Below are 16689 nucleotides of genomic sequence, written 5' to 3'. Positions count from 1 at the left end.
AGTGTTTTGCTCCTAGCTTAGATGTTTTTATAGAAAACCGATAAGTGTTTAGACTTCGGTCTTCTCTTTGAATTCGCATAAGTCTTCAATGATGCAGCTACCACAGCGTGGCTTGCGCGCGACACAAGTATAGCGGCCGTGCAAAATCAGCCAATGGTGTACATCTAGCTTAAACTCTTTTGGTACGACTTTAAGCAGTTTTTGCTCAACGTCATCGACGGTTTTACCCATTGCAAACTTACTGCGATTCGAGACGCGATAAATGTGAGTATCGACGGCAATGGTCGGCCAGCCAAATGCAGTGTTGAGCACCACATTTGCTGTTTTTCGGCCCACACCAGGCAAAGCTTCAAGAGCGGCACGGTCTTCAGGCACTTCGCCGTTGTGCAGGTCGAGCAGCATGCGACAGGTTTTGATGGTGTTCTCGGCTTTAGAGTTAAACAGGCCGATCGTCTTGATGTACTCTTTCAGTCCTTCAACACCTAAGTCGTAGATTGCTTGAGGAGTGTTAGCAACAGGGTAAAGCTTGTCGGTCGCTTTATTCACACTCACATCAGTCGCTTGGGCTGATAGTAAAACTGCGATTAACAGCTCAAACGGTGAACTCCAATTAAGTTCGGTTTGAGGATTCGGGTTGTTCTCCCGTAAACGCTCTAAGATCTGAACGCGTTTGACATTATTCATAGTGACATTACTTTCCAGTTTTAAAGCTTGGAGTCGCTCAAGCGTCAAGCTTGCTCATTTTTGCACTCTTATGAGTGTCTCTAGTTATATTTGCGAAAGGGGCAAAATTAGCCCCTTTGAATAGTTTGAACTATGCGTTAGTCACACGGGCACGTTCGATGGTTGGTTTTTCTTGTTTTGGCTGTCTTGCTCTCGCTTGATGGTCGATGAGGTTTTTCAATGCAATCAAGAAACCGACCCCAATAAATGCGCCTGGCGGCAGTAGCGCCAGCAAGAAACTATTGTCGAAATGGAAGATTTCGATTCTTAGGGCTGATGCCCAATCACCGAGCAGAAGATCTGCACCATCAAATAGAGTGCCGTTGCCAATGATTTCACGCATCGCGCCCAGTACAACCAATACAGCGGTCATGCCCATGCCCATCCAGAAGCCGTCTTGTGCTGCTGGGAGTAGGGTGTTTTTTGAAGCGAATGCCTCTGCGCGACCGATGATGATACAGTTGGTAACGATAAGCGGAATAAAGATACCTAGAGATAAGTAGAGGCCATAAGCGTAAGCATTCATTAATAGCTGAACACAAGTTACTAATGACGCGATGATCATGACAAATACCGGAATACGCACCTCTTTTGGAACATGGTTACGAACCAGAGATACGCAAACATTCGAGCCAACTAGCACTAATAGGGTGGCAATACCTAAGCCTAGCGCGTTAGTCACCGTCGATGACACCGCCAGTAAAGGACAAAGACCAAGCAGTTGGACAAGGGCAGGGTTATTCGCCCACATGCCATTTTTGATTAGCGTTTTATGTTCACTCATTACGCTCCTCCGCAGTTTTTAGGCTGAGATAACAGTGTTTGTTGATTTTCGTTGACGAAAACAACGGCGTTTTTGACTGCTTTAACAACAGCTCGAGGTGTGATCGTCGCGCCTGTGAATTGGTCAAAGTCACCGCCATCTTTACGCACTTTCCATTTGTCTTGATTCGCTTCAGTTACTTGCTTACCGGTAAATGACGTGATCCAGTCGGTGACGCGAAGATCGATTTTATCTCCCAGTCCTGGGGTTTCTTGATGTGCAAGTACTCGAGTACCCAATACAGTACCTTCGACATCTAGCCCTACGATCACTTTAATCGCGCCGTTATAGCCGTCGGGAGCAATGGCCTCAATGGCAATTGCGCTCGGCTCACCATTGAGAGTTGCGATATAAGCGGGCATCGCCTGTTTGCTACCAAGTGCCTCAGATTCAACCAAGGTACAGGAGGAAAAGAGTTCATTGTCGTGCTTCTCGTGAGGAATCACTTGATTCAAAACCGACAGCAGTTGAGCTTGTTCTTGAAGCTTGATCTGATCTTTGGTTAGGTAGTGGGTTACAGCCACCAAACCAGTAGACGCACAGGCAAAAATCGCAAGAGTTAGACCATTTTTTCTAATCGCATTTAGCATTGTTTATGTTTCCTTAATGGCCGTATGTACGTGGTTTGGTGTAGTAGTCAATCAAAGGAACGCACATGTTTGCCAACAATACTGCAAATGCGACGCCATCTGGGAAACCACCCCAGCTACGAATAATGAAGACTAAACCACCAATCATGGCACCGAACACGAGTCGTCCTTTAACCGTAGTTGAGGCTGAAACGGGGTCGGTCGCAATGAAAAATGCGCCTAACATCGTTGCACCAGAGAGTAGGTGGACCATTGGTGACGCTGTCTCACCCGGAGTAAACACACTGAATACCAGACTAAATAGCGTCAAACTCGCTAAGAACGAAACCGGGATATACCATTGAATCACTCGTTGCTTGATCAGTACTAAACCCCCGAGTAGGTAAGCGATGTTTACCCACTCCCAACCAATGCCCGCTAACCAACTAAATTGTGGCTGTGAAAGCGCCTCGGACGCTGTGTTACCTGCAGCTAATGCTGTCTTAAAGGCGTCCAGTGGTGTTGCCATTGTGGTGCCATCAATACCGATACGAGCTTGCTGCAATGATAGACCTTCATTGTTGAAGCCAGTAAAGATCATTAAGAATGAATCAACAAAGCTTGTAGGTTCAGCACTGAGACTGATAGGTGCATTCCAGCTAGTCATTTGCACTGGGAATGAAATCAGCAATACCACATAAGCGACCATAGCTGGGTTGAATGGGTTTTGTCCTAATCCCCCATAGAGGTGCTTAGCAATAACAATCGCAAAGAATAGACCGATAACCATCATCCACCATTGGGAATGTGGCGGGATAGCGACACTTAGCAACCAAGCTGTGACAATGGCACTGTAATCACGCAGAGCCATAACTGGCGGACGCTTGCGAAGCAGCATAACTCCAGCTTCAAAAGTAACGGCGAGCAAGATAGCCAAAACGAGCTGGATAATTGTGCCCCACCCAAAGAAGTAGGTTTGAGCCAGTAATCCAGGTAATGCCGCAATCGCCACCCATTTCATTAGATCTGGTGTACTTCTGCGGCTATGCGCGTGCGGTGAGCTGGCAATAAAAAAGGCCACTACTCTTTCTCCTCAATATTCTTTTTATTTTGCTCTTGCAGAGCTTTTTTCGCTTTAGCGCGTGCAATGGCAGCAGCAACGGTAGCTTTCTTCGGGTCAATCGCTTCGTCTGCTGATTCCGGTTCTACTTCTTCGACTTGCGGTTGAGCTTGCTGCGCCTTTTTCGCTTTCGCACGTGCAATGGCAGCAGCTACGGCAGCTTTCTTCGGGTCAACCGCTTCGTCTGCTGATTCGGTATCTACTTCTTCAGCTTGTGATTGAGCTTGCTGCGCCTTTTTCGCTTTGGCGCGTGCAATAGCAGCTGCTACGGCAGCTTTCTTCGGGTCAACCGCTTCGTCTGCTGATTCCGGTTCTACTTCTTCCACTTGTGGTTGAGCTTGCTGCGCCTTTTTAGCTTTGGCGCGTGCAATAGCAGCTGCTACGGCAGCTTTCTTCGGGTCAACCGCTTCGTCTGCAGATTCAGCTTCTACCTCTTCAACTTGTGGTTGAGATTGCTGCGCCTTTTTCGGTTTCGCGCGTGCAATGGCAGCGGCTACGGCAGCTTTCTTCGGATCAACTGCTTCGTCTGCTGATTCGGTATCTACTTCTTCAGCTTGTGATTGAGCTTGCTGCGCCTTTTTAGCTTTGGCGCGTGCAATGGCAGCGGCTACGGCGTCTTTTTTACTGTCCGAGCTGGTATCAGGGTCTGTCTCTGATTGTTGGGCTTTTTTGGCTTTAGCTCGAGCTATTGCGGCAGCTACGGCATCTTTCTTGCTGTCACTGCTTGATTCTGAGTTTGTTTCAGCTTGTTGGGCTTTTTTCGCCTTGGCACGCGCAATAGCAGCAGCGACCGCATCTTTTTTGTCTTCGCCTGGCGTTTGGCTTTCCGCATTAGCTTGTTGAGCTTTACGCTCTCTTGCTAGTTTTTTACGTTCCTCACGCAGTTTGGACATTTCAGAATTATCTGGCTCTGCACTGTTGCTTTGTTGAGCAGCAGCTTGTTTCGCTTTTGCTTTCGCAATGGCAGCGGCAACCGCTGGCTTCACAGCCGGCTCTTTATTGGTTGTGTCCGCAGCCGCTTTTTGTGCTTTCACTCGTGCAATGGCAGCGGCTATCGCATCATCGCCGTCAGATGTTTTCATCTCTTTGCGACGGTTATCTGCTGCTTTCTTAAAGCGGTTTTCACGTTCTGCTTTATCGCGCTCCATACGAGCGTTTTTCTCTTCAAAACGCTGTTTGGCTCTCTCGGCTGCAGCTGCTTCATCGCGGCGAGTTTTGATTTCGGCTTTCGCTTGGCGATAGTACTGAACCAATGGGATCTCACTCGGACAGACAAACGCACAAGCTCCACATTCAATACAATCTTTAATGTTCAGCTCTTCACACTTGTCGAGCTCATTAGCCTTAGCGTGCCATTGCAGTTGCTGTGGTAATAGAGATGCTGGGCAAGCCTCTGCACATTGACTACAACGGATGCACTCCATTTCATAGCTATTTGGAGAAATCTCGCGACGTGTCGGCGCTAGAATACAGTTCGACGTTTTAGTGATTGGCACATTTTCATGCGGCAGGGTAAAGCCCATCATAGGCCCACCTAGAATAAGTCTTGGCAGCTTTTTATCGGCTTTGTAACCAAACTCAGCAAGCAGTGCGCTAACCGGAGTACCCAGTAGCGCCCACACATTACGTGGTTGCTTAAAGGTTTTACCGGTCAGTGTGACTACGCGATTCACAACAGGCTCGCCATCAATGACGGCGCGCTTGATTGAGTAGAGTGAGCCAACGTTTTGGACTAAGACCCCGATATCGGCTGGAATGCCGCCGGCAGGTACTTCTTTGTTGGTCAGGATCTTAATCAGCTGCTTTTCACCACCAGATGGGTATTTGGTAGGAATAACGCGGATGACAATATCTTTGTCTTTCGCAGCAAGTTCAAGAGCTTTGATCGCCTCTGGCTTGTTATCTTCGATACCAATGACCGTCAGCTTTGGTTGCAGCAGGTGCTCGACCACTTCAATGCCTTTGAGCACTTCGTCAGCGTGCTCTTGAAGTAATTTGTCATCTGAGGTGATGTAAGGTTCACACTCGGCTGCATTAACGATCAGAATATCTGTGCGACCTAAGCCTGATTGCAGTTTTTTTGCAGTAGGGAAGCCAGCGCCACCCATACCCGAAATACCAGCCTGACGAATGATATCAAGTAGCTCGTCTGAGGTTTTTTCGGTGTAATTTTGAGTACCTCGGCGCTCAATCCATTGATCTTTGCCATCTGGTTTGATCACGATGCTAAGTTCAGACAAGCCAGAAGGGTGAGCTGTCGTTCTTGGTTCGATTGCGACAACCGTACCTGAGGTTGGAGCATGAACAGGAAGCGTGAAACCTGTGTCGAGAGCGGTCAGCTGCTGGCCTTTCAATACATCATCTCCAATGGCGACCAGAAGGTTACCTGCCTTACCTATGTGCTGCTTTACAGGCAGGACAATTTCTTGCGGGATCGACGCATGCGCGATAGCTAAGCCGTTAGATTGCTTTTTGTTTTCAGCAGGGTGAACACCGCCTGGAAATGTCCAAACAGAGCCGGTACGAATTTGTTCAATTAATGAGTTCATACTAACCCTACGCCTGTTTGTCTGCGTCTGCAGCTTGGTTAGTAATATCAGTAACCGGAATCATGTTCATCTGCCATTTCCAATTTTCAGTTGTTGTTGCTACTGGAATCATCTCAATACAGTCTGTAGGGCATGGAGCCACACAAAGATCACATCCAGTACATTCATCTTTGATAACTGTGTGTAGGGCTTTGGTTCCGCCAACAATTGCATCGACCGGACACGCCTGAATGCATTTGGTACAGCCGATACACATATCTTCGTGAATAAAGGCGACGGTCTTAACTTTGTCGTCGAGGTCATGTGCTGACTCTTCAACTTCTACGCCCATTAAATCGGCAAGCTTTTCTATTGTTGCCTGACCGCCAGGAGGACATTTATTGATGCTGTCTCCATTAGCAATAGCTTCCGCATACGGTCTACAGCCAGGGTAACCACATTGACCACATTGTGTTTGAGGCAAAATAGTGTCGATCTGATCGACGATCGGATCTGCCTCTACTTTAAATCGAATAGATGCAAAACCAAGAATGGCGCCAAATACGGCAGCCAATACAGCTAAGGCGATGATTGCAATTAAAATGGTACTCATGGTTACTTCACCAATCCTGTAAAGCCCATGAATGCGAGAGACATTAGTCCCGCAGTGATCATCGCAATAGATGCACCTTTAAATGGCAAAGGTACATCAGCCACGGTAATACGCTCACGCATAGCGGCAAATAGGATCAGTACCAAAGAGAAACCAATGGATGCACCGAAACCGTAAACGATCGATTGAATAAAGTTGTGGTTCTCATTGATGTTAAGAAGTGCCACACCTAACACCGCACAGTTGGTTGTGATCAACGGTAGGAAGATCCCCAGAAGTCGATAGAGTGTCGGACTGGTTTTGTGCACGACCATCTCAGTAAATTGAACCACAACTGCAATCACCAAAATGAAGCTCATAGTTCTCAGATATTCAATGCCCAGTGGTGCAAGGATGTAGTTTTCTACAAGGTACGAGCAAACGGACGCCAGTGTTAACACAAACGTCGTAGCAAGGCCCATGCCGATAGCCGTCTCCAGTTTTTTGGAAACGCCCATGAAAGGACACAGCCCTAAAAATTTAACTAGCACAAAGTTGTTGACCAGCACTGTGCCAACCAACAACAAAAGGTATTCGGTCATAATGGATTAATTCTTGAAATTCCGATCCCAATATTATCCTGCTTTGCTCACCTAATAACAACCGAGGATCGTTAGGGATTTAGGCAGTTGATGAAAAAATCTACGCCTAATCGTTTGATTCACTTGGTTGTAGCAAGTATAGACGCTCTCAATCTCAAGGATCGTTGCAAAATGTAAGACTAAGAATGCAGATATTAAGAGTAGAGTGATACGACGTTTCGAGGATTTCAGGTCAATAAAAACGCAAAAAGCCGCATCGAGTGATGCGGCTTCTTTAAATTTGGTCCCCCTGTCGGGACTAGAACGCGGGCGGCCAGCTCTGAGACATTGGTTTGGTACAAACCAGTCGCTTTAAAACGCAAAAAGCCGCATCGAGTGATGCGGCTTCTTTAAATTTGGCTCCCCCTGCGGGACTCGAACGCGGGCGGCGAGAACGGTCCGACGCTTCGGCTGAGACATTAACTTGGAACAAGTTAGTCGCAGTTAAAAACGAAAAAAGCTCAATCTTTCGATTGAGCTTTTTTCTAGAATTTGGCTCCCCCTGCGGGACTCGAACCTGCGACATACGGATTAACAGTCCGCCGTTCTACCAACTGAACTAAGGGGGAATTGCTTGTCAGCGACGCGAATATTAATAATACCGTCGATACCTGTCAACAGAAAATGGCGACAAAAAAATAGATAAATTACTTTACTTTTCTGTATCCCTTGTAGAATTTGGCTTTGCTTTAGTTATCCACCAAAATTGTGGATAAGTATGTGAGTGAAACTTTGACAAAGTGACTTGTCAGTTTAACGAAGAAACAAGGTTTTACTTTAAGTGAATGTAAAGTATTGGTTTTATCTTGATTATGATACGTGTATAACTTTTGAAGGTTATTACGTGAACAGCATAAAACGTGGTTATTTTCGAATTTTTGGGGAAAAGTCGTGGATGAAAAAAATCGAAATTAAGCTGATAAGCTTGGGCAGGGCGACGGATAATATCAATTAATCTGAATAAAAGCTATAACTTAATAGCAATAATATGAGGCGATTATCTCGATAAAGGTTGCATCTACAGTCAACCTAAGGAGACAATACCCTGATTAAATAAACAGTATGGAAATGACAACCTATGAGTAAGCTCTTTGACTTGGTTTCTGACTATAAACCTTCAGGTGACCAACCTACCGCTATTGCGAAACTGTTAGACGGTTTGGATTCTGGCTTAGCGCACCAGACGCTGCTAGGTGTGACAGGGTCAGGAAAGACCTTTACCTTGGCCAATGTCATTTCTGAAGCTCAGCGACCAGCTATTTTATTAGCACCAAACAAAACCCTGGCCGCACAACTGTACGGAGAGATGAAAGCCTTCTTCCCGAACAACGCAGTTGAGTATTTCGTTTCTTACTATGACTACTATCAGCCGGAAGCTTACGTACCAACCACTGATACCTTCATTGAGAAAGACGCGTCGGTTAACGCACATATTGAACAAATGCGTCTCTCCGCAACCAAGGCGCTGCTTGAACGCAAGGATGCCATTATCGTCGCGTCAGTCTCCGCGATATATGGTCTGGGTGATCCCAAGTCTTACCTAAAAATGATGCTGCATGTCTGTCGTGGGGATGTTATTGACCAGCGAGATATTCTGCGCCGTCTTGCTGAACTGCAATACTCAAGAAACGACGTTGCTTTTGAACGGGGTCAGTTCCGTGTGCGTGGGGAAGTTATAGACATTTTCCCTGCTGAATCAGATCAAGATGCCGTTCGAATCGAGATGTTTGATGACGAAGTCGACTGTATCAGTATTTTCGACCCACTAACTGGTGTGGTGAAGCAGCGAGATTTGCCCCGTTTTACTGTCTACCCGAAAACGCACTATGTAACTCCGCGAGAAACCATATTAGATGCGATTGAGAACATCAAAGAGGAGCTGCGTGAGCGAGCACAATACCTAAAAGACAATAATAAACTCTTGGAAGAGCAACGTATTTCTCAACGTACACAGTTTGATATTGAAATGATGACGGAGCTTGGCTTTTGTTCGGGCATCGAGAACTACTCTCGATATTTAAGTGGACGTGCGGAAGGTGAAGCGCCACCGACTTTATTTGATTACTTACCTGCTGATGGGCTTTTGGTTATTGATGAGTCACACGTAACGGTGCCGCAAATTGGTGCTATGTATAAAGGTGACCGCTCGCGTAAAGAGACGCTGGTGGAGTTTGGTTTCCGTCTGCCTTCAGCTTTAGACAATCGACCAATGAAGTTTGATGAGTTTGAGGCGATTGCGCCGCAGACTATCTTTGTCTCTGCGACGCCGGGCAACTATGAACTCGAGAAGTCTGATGGTGATATCGCTGATCAAGTGGTTCGCCCGACGGGGCTTCTCGATCCTGAAATTGAAGTTCGTCCTGTTGCTACTCAAGTCGATGACCTTCTTTCTGAGATTCGTATCCGTTCACAAAAAGAGGAGCGGGTTCTCGTGACAACATTAACGAAACGCATGGCGGAAGATCTCACTGAGTACCTTACAGAACATGGTGTGAAAGTTCGTTACTTACACTCAGATATCGATACGGTGGAACGTGTAGAGATCATCCGAGATTTGAGGCTGGGTGAATTTGATGTGTTAGTTGGTATCAACTTGTTGCGAGAGGGGTTAGATATGCCCGAGGTTTCGCTGGTGGCGATCTTGGATGCGGATAAAGAGGGCTTTTTACGCTCTGAGCGTTCCTTGATTCAGACGATTGGTCGTGCTGCGCGTAACCTACATGGTAAGGCGATTTTGTACGGCGACTCGATCACCAAGTCGATGAAAAAAGCGATTGATGAGACAGAGCGTCGACGAATCAAACAGATGCAATACAATGAGGAGCAGGGGATTACCCCGCAAGCATTGAAGCGCAATGTTAAAGATATTATGGAGCTTGGAGACATCACCAAGTCCAAGAAACAGCGTCAGTCTAAACAAGTTCCACTCTCTAAAGTGGCTGAAGAGGCGGCCAACTACGCGACGTTTAGCCCGCAAGAACTTGATAAAGCGATCAGCAAACTAGAAGCGGAAATGTATCAACATGCCCAAAACTTGGAGTTTGAGCTTGCCGCGCAGAAGCGTGATGAGATTGAACAGATGAGGCAGCAATTCATAACCAATAGCTAGTCAGTAGCAACTACTATTTTCTACAAAAAAAATATTCTTCTGAACAAAAAAAAGCCAGTAGTAACTCATCTACTGGCTCACATTTGTGGAAATGTCATCCACTAACAACGTCAGTTGGCTAGGTGACCCGAAGGTCAATTATTTGACTGCATCCTTCATGCCAGATGTTTAACTGTATGATCTTTAGTCTTTATAGAAAATGATACGACAAAAACAGCTTAGTAATTTGCATAATGCAAAGCGGAATGCGATTATTACAATAAATGCAAAATAATATCGGCTAGGATATGCAATCAAAAACATTTGATAATAAATCGAAATATTTGTTAATGGTAGAGGATACGGCGTCCGTTGCGGCGTTGTATCGATCTTACCTGACCCCTTTAGAGATAGATATCAATATTGTGGGTACAGGCAAAGAGGCAATAGAGAGCCTTAACCATAGAATCCCGGACCTCATTCTCCTTGATCTTCGTCTTCCAGATATGACGGGGATGGATGTTCTATTTGCTGTAAAGCAAAACTTCCCTGAAGTTCCGGTCATTTTCATGACAGCCCACGGCTCGATTGATACCGCCGTTGAAGCGATGCGTCATGGATCTCAAGACTTTTTGATCAAGCCATGTGAGGCAGATCGTCTACGAATTACAGTCAACAATGCCATTCGTAAAGCAACTAAGCTGAAGAATAGCGCTGAACACCCGGGCAGCCAGAACTATCAAGGTTTCATCGGCAGTAGCCTAACCATGCAGCAGGTGTATCGCACGATCGACTCCGCGGCTTCGAGTAAGGCGAGCATTTTTATCACCGGTGAGAGTGGTACAGGTAAAGAAGTGTGTGCTGAAGCCATTCATGCTGCAAGTAAACGTGGGGACAAACCGTTTATTGCCATTAACTGTGCTGCTATTCCAAAAGATTTGATTGAGAGTGAGTTGTTTGGTCACGTTAAAGGTGCGTTCACGGGCGCAGCTACCGATCGACAAGGTGCAGCCGAGCTAGCCGACGGAGGAACTTTGTTCCTTGATGAGTTGTGTGAAATGGATCTTGAGCTACAAACCAAGTTGCTTCGTTTTATCCAAACAGGTACTTTCCAAAAAGTAGGCTCTTCAAAAATGAAGAGTGTGGATGTGCGTTTTGTTTGTGCGACCAACCGAGACCCTTGGAAAGAGGTTCAAGAAGGTCGTTTCCGCGAAGATTTGTATTACCGCTTGTACGTTATCCCACTGCATCTTCCACCCTTGCGCGAACGCGGTGAAGACGTTATTGAGATTGCTTATTCGTTGTTGGGCTATATGTCGGTGGAAGAGGGCAAAGCGTTTGTTCGTTTCTCTCAGGAAGTGATCGATCGATTCAACCAGTACGAGTGGCCCGGGAATGTACGTCAATTGCAAAACGTTTTACGAAATGTCGTAGTACTAAATAACGGTAAAGAGATCACCTTGAATATGTTGCCACCCCCTCTTAACCAACCGTTAGAAAATAGCCTGCGATTGAAAGAGAAACAGAGCGAAGACATCTCGGTTAAGGACATTTTCCCACTGTGGTTGACCGAAAAAACAGCGATAGAACAGGCAATTAAAGCATGCGATGGTAATATCCCAAGGGCAGCAGGCTTCTTAGATGTTAGCCCATCGACCATTTATCGAAAACTGCAGGCATGGAACGCAAAACAGTCGTCCTCAGAATAATTAGTGCACAAGAATAACGATGAAAATACTAAACCAAGAAAAAATTGATGAACTTGCTATGGAAATTGGCCAGGAAAATGTCCCTGTTTTATTGGAGATTTTTTTAGGGGAGCTCAAGGGATATCACGAACATTTAGAACAAAGTAATGCCGTGGACTCAGCCAAATATTTGGCTGATATTAGCCATGCACTTAAGAGCAGTGCTGCGAGCTTTGGTGCTGACTCATTGTGTGATTTTGCGATAGGTTTGGACGCTAAAGTAAAACAAAATAAATCAATTACTGACGAAGATTATCTAGACATGAAAGCATTGCTGGTAACCACATACACTGAATACCAACAATTGATGAGTTAATAAAAAGGAGCACCATGCTCCTTTTTGTCACTTCGGAGGGGCAAGTTACCCGCTTAAGCCAATTGAGCCTCAATTGCTTGCTGAAGTTTGAGTCTGTCATGGCGCCAATCGCGGTTCGGAGAGGCGAGGTCAGTTGTAACGCAATGCCAAAGACCATCAAGCTCTGGGTGCGCTGTATCACCGATAATCACATCAATTTTACGCGCTTTACATGCGCGTTCACACCATTCGATTTTCTCTCTTAGCGTCATCATCCCCGCAGGGCCAGCCTCAGGCGAGAGGTTTTCGACTAAAATCACCTTAGCCTTGCTGTTATCAGCAATCGCTTTACCAATTTCTGGTAACAATAAGGGCGGCATAATACTGGTTAAGAAACTGCCCGGTCCCAATACGATACAATCAGCGGCTGCAATTGCGTGTACCGCTTCTTTGGTTGCCGGAACTTCTGGCGAAAGATCAAGGCGGCGCAGACGCTCGTTCATGTCATCGACATTGGTTTCCCCTGTTACCCAGCGACCTTCCATCGAAAGTGCCGTTAGGTCGGAGGGGTGCTCAGTCATCGGAACAATGTTGACATCGACTTTAAGCATACTGCGGATAAGATTGATCGCTTCTAATGGTCGAACAGAAAGGTTATCTAAAGCAGTGAGCATCAAGTTACCAAGATTATGACCATCGAGCTCACCTTGACCTCGGAAACGATACTCAAACATCATCGAACTGATAGAAGGCTCGGTAATCAACTGGTTGATACAGTTGCGAGTATCGCCCCATGCGATACCACCTTGGCAATCTCGAATTCGGCCTGTTGAGCCGCCATTATCGGTAGTGGCGACAATTCCCGTCGCATTACTGCCGAACTGTTTCAGTGCCGCTAACATGCGACCTAAGCCGTGGCCGCCGCCGATCGCGACGACTTTCTTTGAAGAGTACAAATTCATTTTTTAGTTCTTATTAGATTATTACCAACTATAATTTAGGGTAAATGCTTATAGGCAGATACTCAACAAGAGTTATTTTGAGGGTCTGGTGCGGTTTTTTTGCTGTTAAGGTTCGTTTTTTTGGCAACAGAACTAGATTCACACACAATTATTAAGTATTTTATACTCAGCTGCTACGCGTGCCTCAGTGTACCGTAGTTGCCATAACTCCGAGCTCTTACATGCTAAGTCGCACAGTGGTGTTTTGCTGTATTGATAAGCGTTGAGAGCCAGTGACATGTTGTCACAAGGGCTTAATTGGAAATGATTATGCCTCCCGTGTTTGGAAAGGTGTTCCGTGGCGCAACAATTCGAAGATAGATTCCATCGCAAGTTTTATTACTTGCGCTTGTCAGTTACAGACGTTTGTAACTTTAAATGTACGTATTGCTTACCTGATGGCTACAAGCCTTCGGGGCAAAAAAACTCGTCTTTTCTCAGTGTTCCCGAGATCAAACGCATCGTAAGAGCGTTTGCTGATTGTGGTACCTCCAAGATTCGTATTACTGGTGGCGAGCCAAGCCTACGTAAAGATTTTACTGAAATTATTAATACAGTAGCCAGCACTCCGGGTATCCAAAAAGTGGCAACCACCACTAACGGTTATCGCATGGAGAAGCAGGTAGCGCAGTGGCGCGAAGCTGGTCTAACGAACATCAACGTCAGCGTTGATAGTTTAGATTCGCGCATGTTTCACCAAATCACAGGTGAGAATAAGTTCACTGAGGTGATGCGCGGTATCGATAAAGCGTTCGAAGTCGGATATGAGCAGATCAAAGTCAACGTTGTGTTGATGAAAGATCTTAATAGCCAAGAGCTGCCTTCATTCCTTAACTGGATCAAAGACAAACCTATCCAACTGCGGTTTATTGAGCTGATGCAAACCGGTGAAATGGACGATCTGTTTGATAAACACCATGTATCAGGCGTAGCGATCAGAAACCATCTGATCGCTAACGGTTGGCTTTTGAAAGTCAAAGCGGTGAATGATGGCCCTGCACAGGTATTTGTTCATCCTGACTACAAAGGTGAGATTGGTTTGATCATGCCTTATGAGAAAGATTTCTGCGAAAGCTGTAATCGCCTGCGTGTATCTGCAACAGGTAAACTTCATCTGTGTCTTTTTGGCGATCATGGTGTTGAGCTACGTGATCTTCTCCAAGAGGATGAGCAGGAAGATGCGCTTATCGCACGCATTCAGTCTGAGCTTCAAACTAAGTCAGTGAGTCACTTTCTCCACGATGGCAACAGCGGTATGACGCCGCACCTCGCTTCCATTGGTGGCTAGGCTCCCAAATCAACAAACATATAATCACCTAGCTTAGATAAGCTGGGTGAGTCAGTATAATCATTGAAATAGATAGAATAGGTGAACAAATGGGTCACGCAGAGAGTAAATTTCAACCTGCAAATATAGCAGTCCTAACCGTTTCAGATACTCGTACAGAAGAGAACGACACGTCAGGTCGTTACTTGGCTGAAAATGCTCAAGAAGCAGGTCATAACGTTGTCGACAAGCAGATCGTAATTGATGACATGTACAAGATCCGTGCAATCGTATCTAAGTGGATTGCAGACGAGACGGTACAAGCCATTATGATCACTGGCGGTACTGGTTTTACTTCTCGAGATAGTACTCCAGAAGCACTGAAACCGCTTTTCGATAAAGAAGTTGAAGGCTTTGGCGAGCTATTCCGTCAGGTGTCATACGAAGAGATCGGCACATCGACCATTCAATCACGTGCGATCGCGGGTTTTGCTAACCACACCGTTATTTTTGCTATGCCTGGCTCAACCGGCGCATGTCGCACGGGTTGGACAAAGATCATCAAACAACAACTTGATGCTAGTCACCGCCCATGTAATTTCATGCCACACCTTTCTGTTTAAGGTAGGTATTCATGAGCCAATTTACACACATTAACGCATCTGGCGAAGCGAACATGGTTGATGTATCGGCAAAAGCAGAAACCGTGCGAGAAGCACGTGCAGAAGCTTTTGTTCATATGGCGCCAGAGACGCTTGAGCTGATCATGTCGGGTAGCCATCATAAAGGTGATGTGTTCGCGACAGCACGTATTGCAGGTATCCAAGCGGCAAAGAAAACTTGGGACTTGATTCCACTTTGTCATCCGTTGCTGCTGTCAAAGGTTGAAGTTCAACTGGAACCTATTGTTGAAGAAAACAAGGTACGTATTGAGTCAGTTTGTAAACTGGCGGGTAAAACCGGTGTTGAAATGGAAGCTCTAACAGCTGCCTCTGTCGCAGCTCTAACCATTTACGATATGTGCAAAGCTGTACAGAAAGATATGGTGATTGATCAGGTACGCTTGCTAGAAAAAACGGGTGGCAAATCAGGTCACTTTAAGGCGGAATCATGATTACAGTTCTTTTTTTTGCACAAACACGTGAATTGGTTGGTGTAGATAGCGTAGAAGTCGATGCAAGCTTTAACACTATCGAAGCGATTCGCAGCCACCTTGTTCAGCAAGAAGGTAAATGGGACATCGCTTTAGAAGAGGGCAAGCTTTTGGCAGCTCTGAATCAGTCGATTGTTCCATTGAGCACTGAAGTGAAAGAGGGGGATGAAGTAGCATTTTTCCCGCCAGTGACTGGAGGCTAGAGATGGACTCAAGAGTATTGGTGACAGCTGAAGACTTTTCAGTTTCAGATGAATACAACTTTTTGGCTCAAGGTACTTCAGCAGGCGCAGTGGTTACTTTCGTGGGTAAGGTGCGCGACATGAATTTAGGGGATAACGTTATTGGCTTATCTCTAGAGCACTACCCAGGAATGACGGAAAAGTCGCTAAGCGAGATTTGTGATCAAGCTGAAGCGCGTTGGTCAATTCAAAAGATGCGTGTTATCCATCGAGTGGGTGACCTTGATATTGGCGACCAGATTGTTTACGTCGGTGTGTCTAGTGCTCACCGAGGTGCGGCGTTTGAAGCGTGCGAGTTTGTGATGGATTACCTGAAAACAAAAGCGCCGTTCTGGAAAAAAGAGCGCACAACTGAAGCAACCCGTTGGGTAGAATCTCGTGATTCAGACGCGAAAGCCGCCGAACGTTGGCAGAAGTAAACACCTATTTTGATGTTCTAAAACCGACTCTTTGAGTCGGTTTTTTTTCGACCGAAGAATAATTAACCAAAAAAGTGAACAGGGTTCGTGTGAATAAATACGCATATAAAGCGACTAAAACAATTTGTTACACCAATATATTTCACTAAACAGCTATTTGTTCTGCTTTTTATAGAGTGATAATCCTCACAATTAACGTAAGCAAATTAGGGGATATGTGATGCCGGATTAGCTTTCATGTGGCAATAATGTTAATTTGTCAGGGTTGTTCTAGCATAAGATGCTAAAAATAAGTATCAAAACAGATATATCAACATTTACGGCTAAATTTTAATAATACATCGTATTTAAATAGCTAGAAATTACGTTTTTATTAGAGTTTATCGCTGAATCATAGAGTATTTCGGAGAATTATCCGATTTTTTGCCAGTTCTTTATGGCAAATTAATTCAATGATTGATAGTGTGTGCCGCAATCTTT

General features: G+C 45.5%; 16 protein-coding genes, 1 tRNA gene and 1 riboswitch. Of the genes, 8 read left to right on the top strand and 9 right to left on the bottom strand.

From position 1 onward, the window contains the following. Positions 1 to 48: 48 nt before the first annotated feature. From nth to AC6I7V_RS08935, 8 genes are all read right to left on the bottom strand, one after another. Positions 49 to 684, bottom strand: coding sequence for an endonuclease III (gene nth / locus AC6I7V_RS08970; protein ID WP_032551991.1), 636 nt, complete (start codon positions 682 to 684; stop codon positions 49 to 51). A gap of 130 nt (positions 685 to 814) precedes the next feature. Continuing rightward, positions 815 to 1507 (bottom strand): electron transport complex subunit E, encoded by a 693-nt coding sequence (locus tag AC6I7V_RS08965; protein ID WP_255230327.1) that lies wholly within the window; start codon positions 1505 to 1507, stop codon positions 815 to 817. Further along, positions 1507 to 2136, bottom strand: a complete 630-nt coding sequence (rsxG, locus tag AC6I7V_RS08960) for an electron transport complex subunit RsxG (RefSeq protein WP_255230328.1) — start codon at positions 2134 to 2136, stop codon at positions 1507 to 1509. Before rsxG ends, AC6I7V_RS08965 begins: the two co-directional genes overlap by 1 nt. Positions 2137 to 2149: 13 nt before the next feature. Further along, positions 2150 to 3196, bottom strand: a complete 1047-nt coding sequence (gene rsxD / locus AC6I7V_RS08955) for an electron transport complex subunit RsxD (RefSeq protein ID WP_261881846.1) — start codon at positions 3194 to 3196, stop codon at positions 2150 to 2152. Next, positions 3196 to 5784: an electron transport complex subunit RsxC gene (rsxC, locus tag AC6I7V_RS08950; protein ID WP_498010708.1), complete on the bottom strand. Its 2589-nt coding sequence runs from the start codon at positions 5782 to 5784 to the stop codon at positions 3196 to 3198. The genes rsxD and rsxC overlap by 1 nt, the downstream gene beginning before the upstream one ends. A 7-nt stretch (positions 5785 to 5791) precedes the next feature. Continuing rightward, entirely contained in the window at positions 5792 to 6376 is a 585-nt protein-coding gene (gene rsxB / locus AC6I7V_RS08945) for an electron transport complex subunit RsxB (protein ID WP_255230331.1), read from the bottom strand. Between the two features lie 2 nt (positions 6377 to 6378). Then, on the bottom strand, positions 6379 to 6957 hold the full coding sequence (gene rsxA, locus AC6I7V_RS08940) for an electron transport complex subunit RsxA (protein WP_255230332.1): 579 nt from the start codon (positions 6955 to 6957) through the stop codon (positions 6379 to 6381). A 532-nt stretch (positions 6958 to 7489) separates the two neighbouring features. Then, positions 7490 to 7565, bottom strand: a tRNA-Asn gene (locus AC6I7V_RS08935). A gap of 509 nt (positions 7566 to 8074) precedes the next feature. On the opposite strand from AC6I7V_RS08935, the gene uvrB reads away from it, so the two are divergent. The 3 genes from uvrB to luxU all read left to right on the top strand — a co-directional run bounded on the left by uvrB (position 8075) and on the right by luxU (position 12148). Beyond that, the gene (gene uvrB, locus AC6I7V_RS08930; RefSeq protein ID WP_255230333.1) at positions 8075 to 10105 is read left to right on the top strand and encodes an excinuclease ABC subunit UvrB; all 2031 of its coding nucleotides are present in this window, start codon (positions 8075 to 8077) and stop codon (positions 10103 to 10105) included. Positions 10106 to 10392: 287 nt separating this feature from the next. After that, positions 10393 to 11793: a quorum-sensing sigma-54 dependent transcriptional regulator LuxO gene (gene luxO / locus AC6I7V_RS08925; protein ID WP_255230334.1), complete on the top strand. Its 1401-nt coding sequence runs from the start codon at positions 10393 to 10395 to the stop codon at positions 11791 to 11793. Between the two features lie 19 nt (positions 11794 to 11812). Continuing rightward, entirely contained in the window at positions 11813 to 12148 is a 336-nt protein-coding gene (gene luxU, locus AC6I7V_RS08920) for a quorum-sensing phosphorelay protein LuxU (protein WP_255230335.1), read from the top strand. Positions 12149 to 12201: 53 nt separating this feature from the next. Here the strand turns inward: luxU and AC6I7V_RS08915 are convergent, their stop codons facing one another. Then, positions 12202 to 13089 carry a YvcK family protein gene (locus AC6I7V_RS08915; protein ID WP_255230336.1) on the bottom strand — a complete coding sequence of 296 codons (888 nt, stop codon included), beginning with the start codon at positions 13087 to 13089 and terminating at the stop codon, positions 12202 to 12204. A gap of 195 nt (positions 13090 to 13284) precedes the next feature. Beyond that, a riboswitch (molybdenum cofactor riboswitch) is annotated at positions 13285 to 13438 on the top strand. On the opposite strand from AC6I7V_RS08915, the gene moaA reads away from it, so the two are divergent. From moaA to moaE, 5 genes are all read left to right on the top strand, one after another. Continuing rightward, positions 13427 to 14416, top strand: coding sequence for a GTP 3',8-cyclase MoaA (moaA, locus tag AC6I7V_RS08910; RefSeq protein WP_255230337.1), 990 nt, complete (start codon positions 13427 to 13429; stop codon positions 14414 to 14416). It overlaps the preceding riboswitch by 12 nt. An 89-nt stretch (positions 14417 to 14505) precedes the next feature. Further along, positions 14506 to 15018 carry a molybdenum cofactor biosynthesis protein B gene (gene moaB, locus AC6I7V_RS08905; RefSeq protein ID WP_150868996.1) on the top strand — a complete coding sequence of 171 codons (513 nt, stop codon included), beginning with the start codon at positions 14506 to 14508 and terminating at the stop codon, positions 15016 to 15018. An 11-nt stretch (positions 15019 to 15029) separates the two neighbouring features. Continuing rightward, positions 15030 to 15509: a cyclic pyranopterin monophosphate synthase MoaC gene (moaC, locus tag AC6I7V_RS08900; RefSeq protein WP_255230339.1), complete on the top strand. Its 480-nt coding sequence runs from the start codon at positions 15030 to 15032 to the stop codon at positions 15507 to 15509. Beyond that, on the top strand, positions 15506 to 15751 hold the full coding sequence (gene moaD, locus AC6I7V_RS08895) for a molybdopterin synthase sulfur carrier subunit (RefSeq protein ID WP_255230340.1): 246 nt from the start codon (positions 15506 to 15508) through the stop codon (positions 15749 to 15751). The genes moaC and moaD overlap by 4 nt, the downstream gene beginning before the upstream one ends. Before the next feature lie 2 nt (positions 15752 to 15753). After that, positions 15754 to 16209, top strand: a complete 456-nt coding sequence (moaE, locus tag AC6I7V_RS08890; protein ID WP_255230341.1) for a molybdopterin synthase catalytic subunit MoaE — start codon at positions 15754 to 15756, stop codon at positions 16207 to 16209. Positions 16210 to 16689 lie beyond the last annotated feature (480 nt).

This window comes from Vibrio sp. KUL70, from assembly GCF_059725515.1.
Note: the sequence above shows the minus strand (reverse complement) of the source record. Positions and strands in the feature narration are given on the sequence as shown.

Excerpts from the sequence above, each read along its gene's own strand:
- nth (WP_032551991.1), bottom strand. The coding sequence starts at position 684 with ATGAATAATGTCAAACGCGTTCAGATCTTAGAGCGTTTACGGGAGAAC.
- AC6I7V_RS08965 (WP_255230327.1), bottom strand. The coding sequence starts at position 1,507 with ATGAGTGAACATAAAACGCTAATCAAAAATGGCATGTGGGCGAATAAC.
- rsxG (WP_255230328.1), bottom strand. The coding sequence starts at position 2,136 with ATGCTAAATGCGATTAGAAAAAATGGTCTAACTCTTGCGATTTTTGCC.
- rsxC (WP_498010708.1), bottom strand. The coding sequence starts at position 5,784 with ATGAACTCATTAATTGAACAAATTCGTACCGGCTCTGTTTGGACATTT.
- rsxB (WP_255230331.1), bottom strand. The coding sequence starts at position 6,376 with ATGAGTACCATTTTAATTGCAATCATCGCCTTAGCTGTATTGGCTGCC.
- rsxA (WP_255230332.1), bottom strand. The coding sequence starts at position 6,957 with ATGACCGAATACCTTTTGTTGTTGGTTGGCACAGTGCTGGTCAACAAC.
- uvrB (WP_255230333.1), top strand. The coding sequence starts at position 8,075 with ATGAGTAAGCTCTTTGACTTGGTTTCTGACTATAAACCTTCAGGTGAC.
- luxO (WP_255230334.1), top strand. The coding sequence starts at position 10,393 with ATGCAATCAAAAACATTTGATAATAAATCGAAATATTTGTTAATGGTA.
- luxU (WP_255230335.1), top strand. The coding sequence starts at position 11,813 with ATGAAAATACTAAACCAAGAAAAAATTGATGAACTTGCTATGGAAATT.
- AC6I7V_RS08915 (WP_255230336.1), bottom strand. The coding sequence starts at position 13,089 with ATGAATTTGTACTCTTCAAAGAAAGTCGTCGCGATCGGCGGCGGCCAC.
- moaB (WP_150868996.1), top strand. The coding sequence starts at position 14,506 with ATGGGTCACGCAGAGAGTAAATTTCAACCTGCAAATATAGCAGTCCTA.
- moaC (WP_255230339.1), top strand. The coding sequence starts at position 15,030 with ATGAGCCAATTTACACACATTAACGCATCTGGCGAAGCGAACATGGTT.
- moaD (WP_255230340.1), top strand. The coding sequence starts at position 15,506 with ATGATTACAGTTCTTTTTTTTGCACAAACACGTGAATTGGTTGGTGTA.
- moaE (WP_255230341.1), top strand. The coding sequence starts at position 15,754 with ATGGACTCAAGAGTATTGGTGACAGCTGAAGACTTTTCAGTTTCAGAT.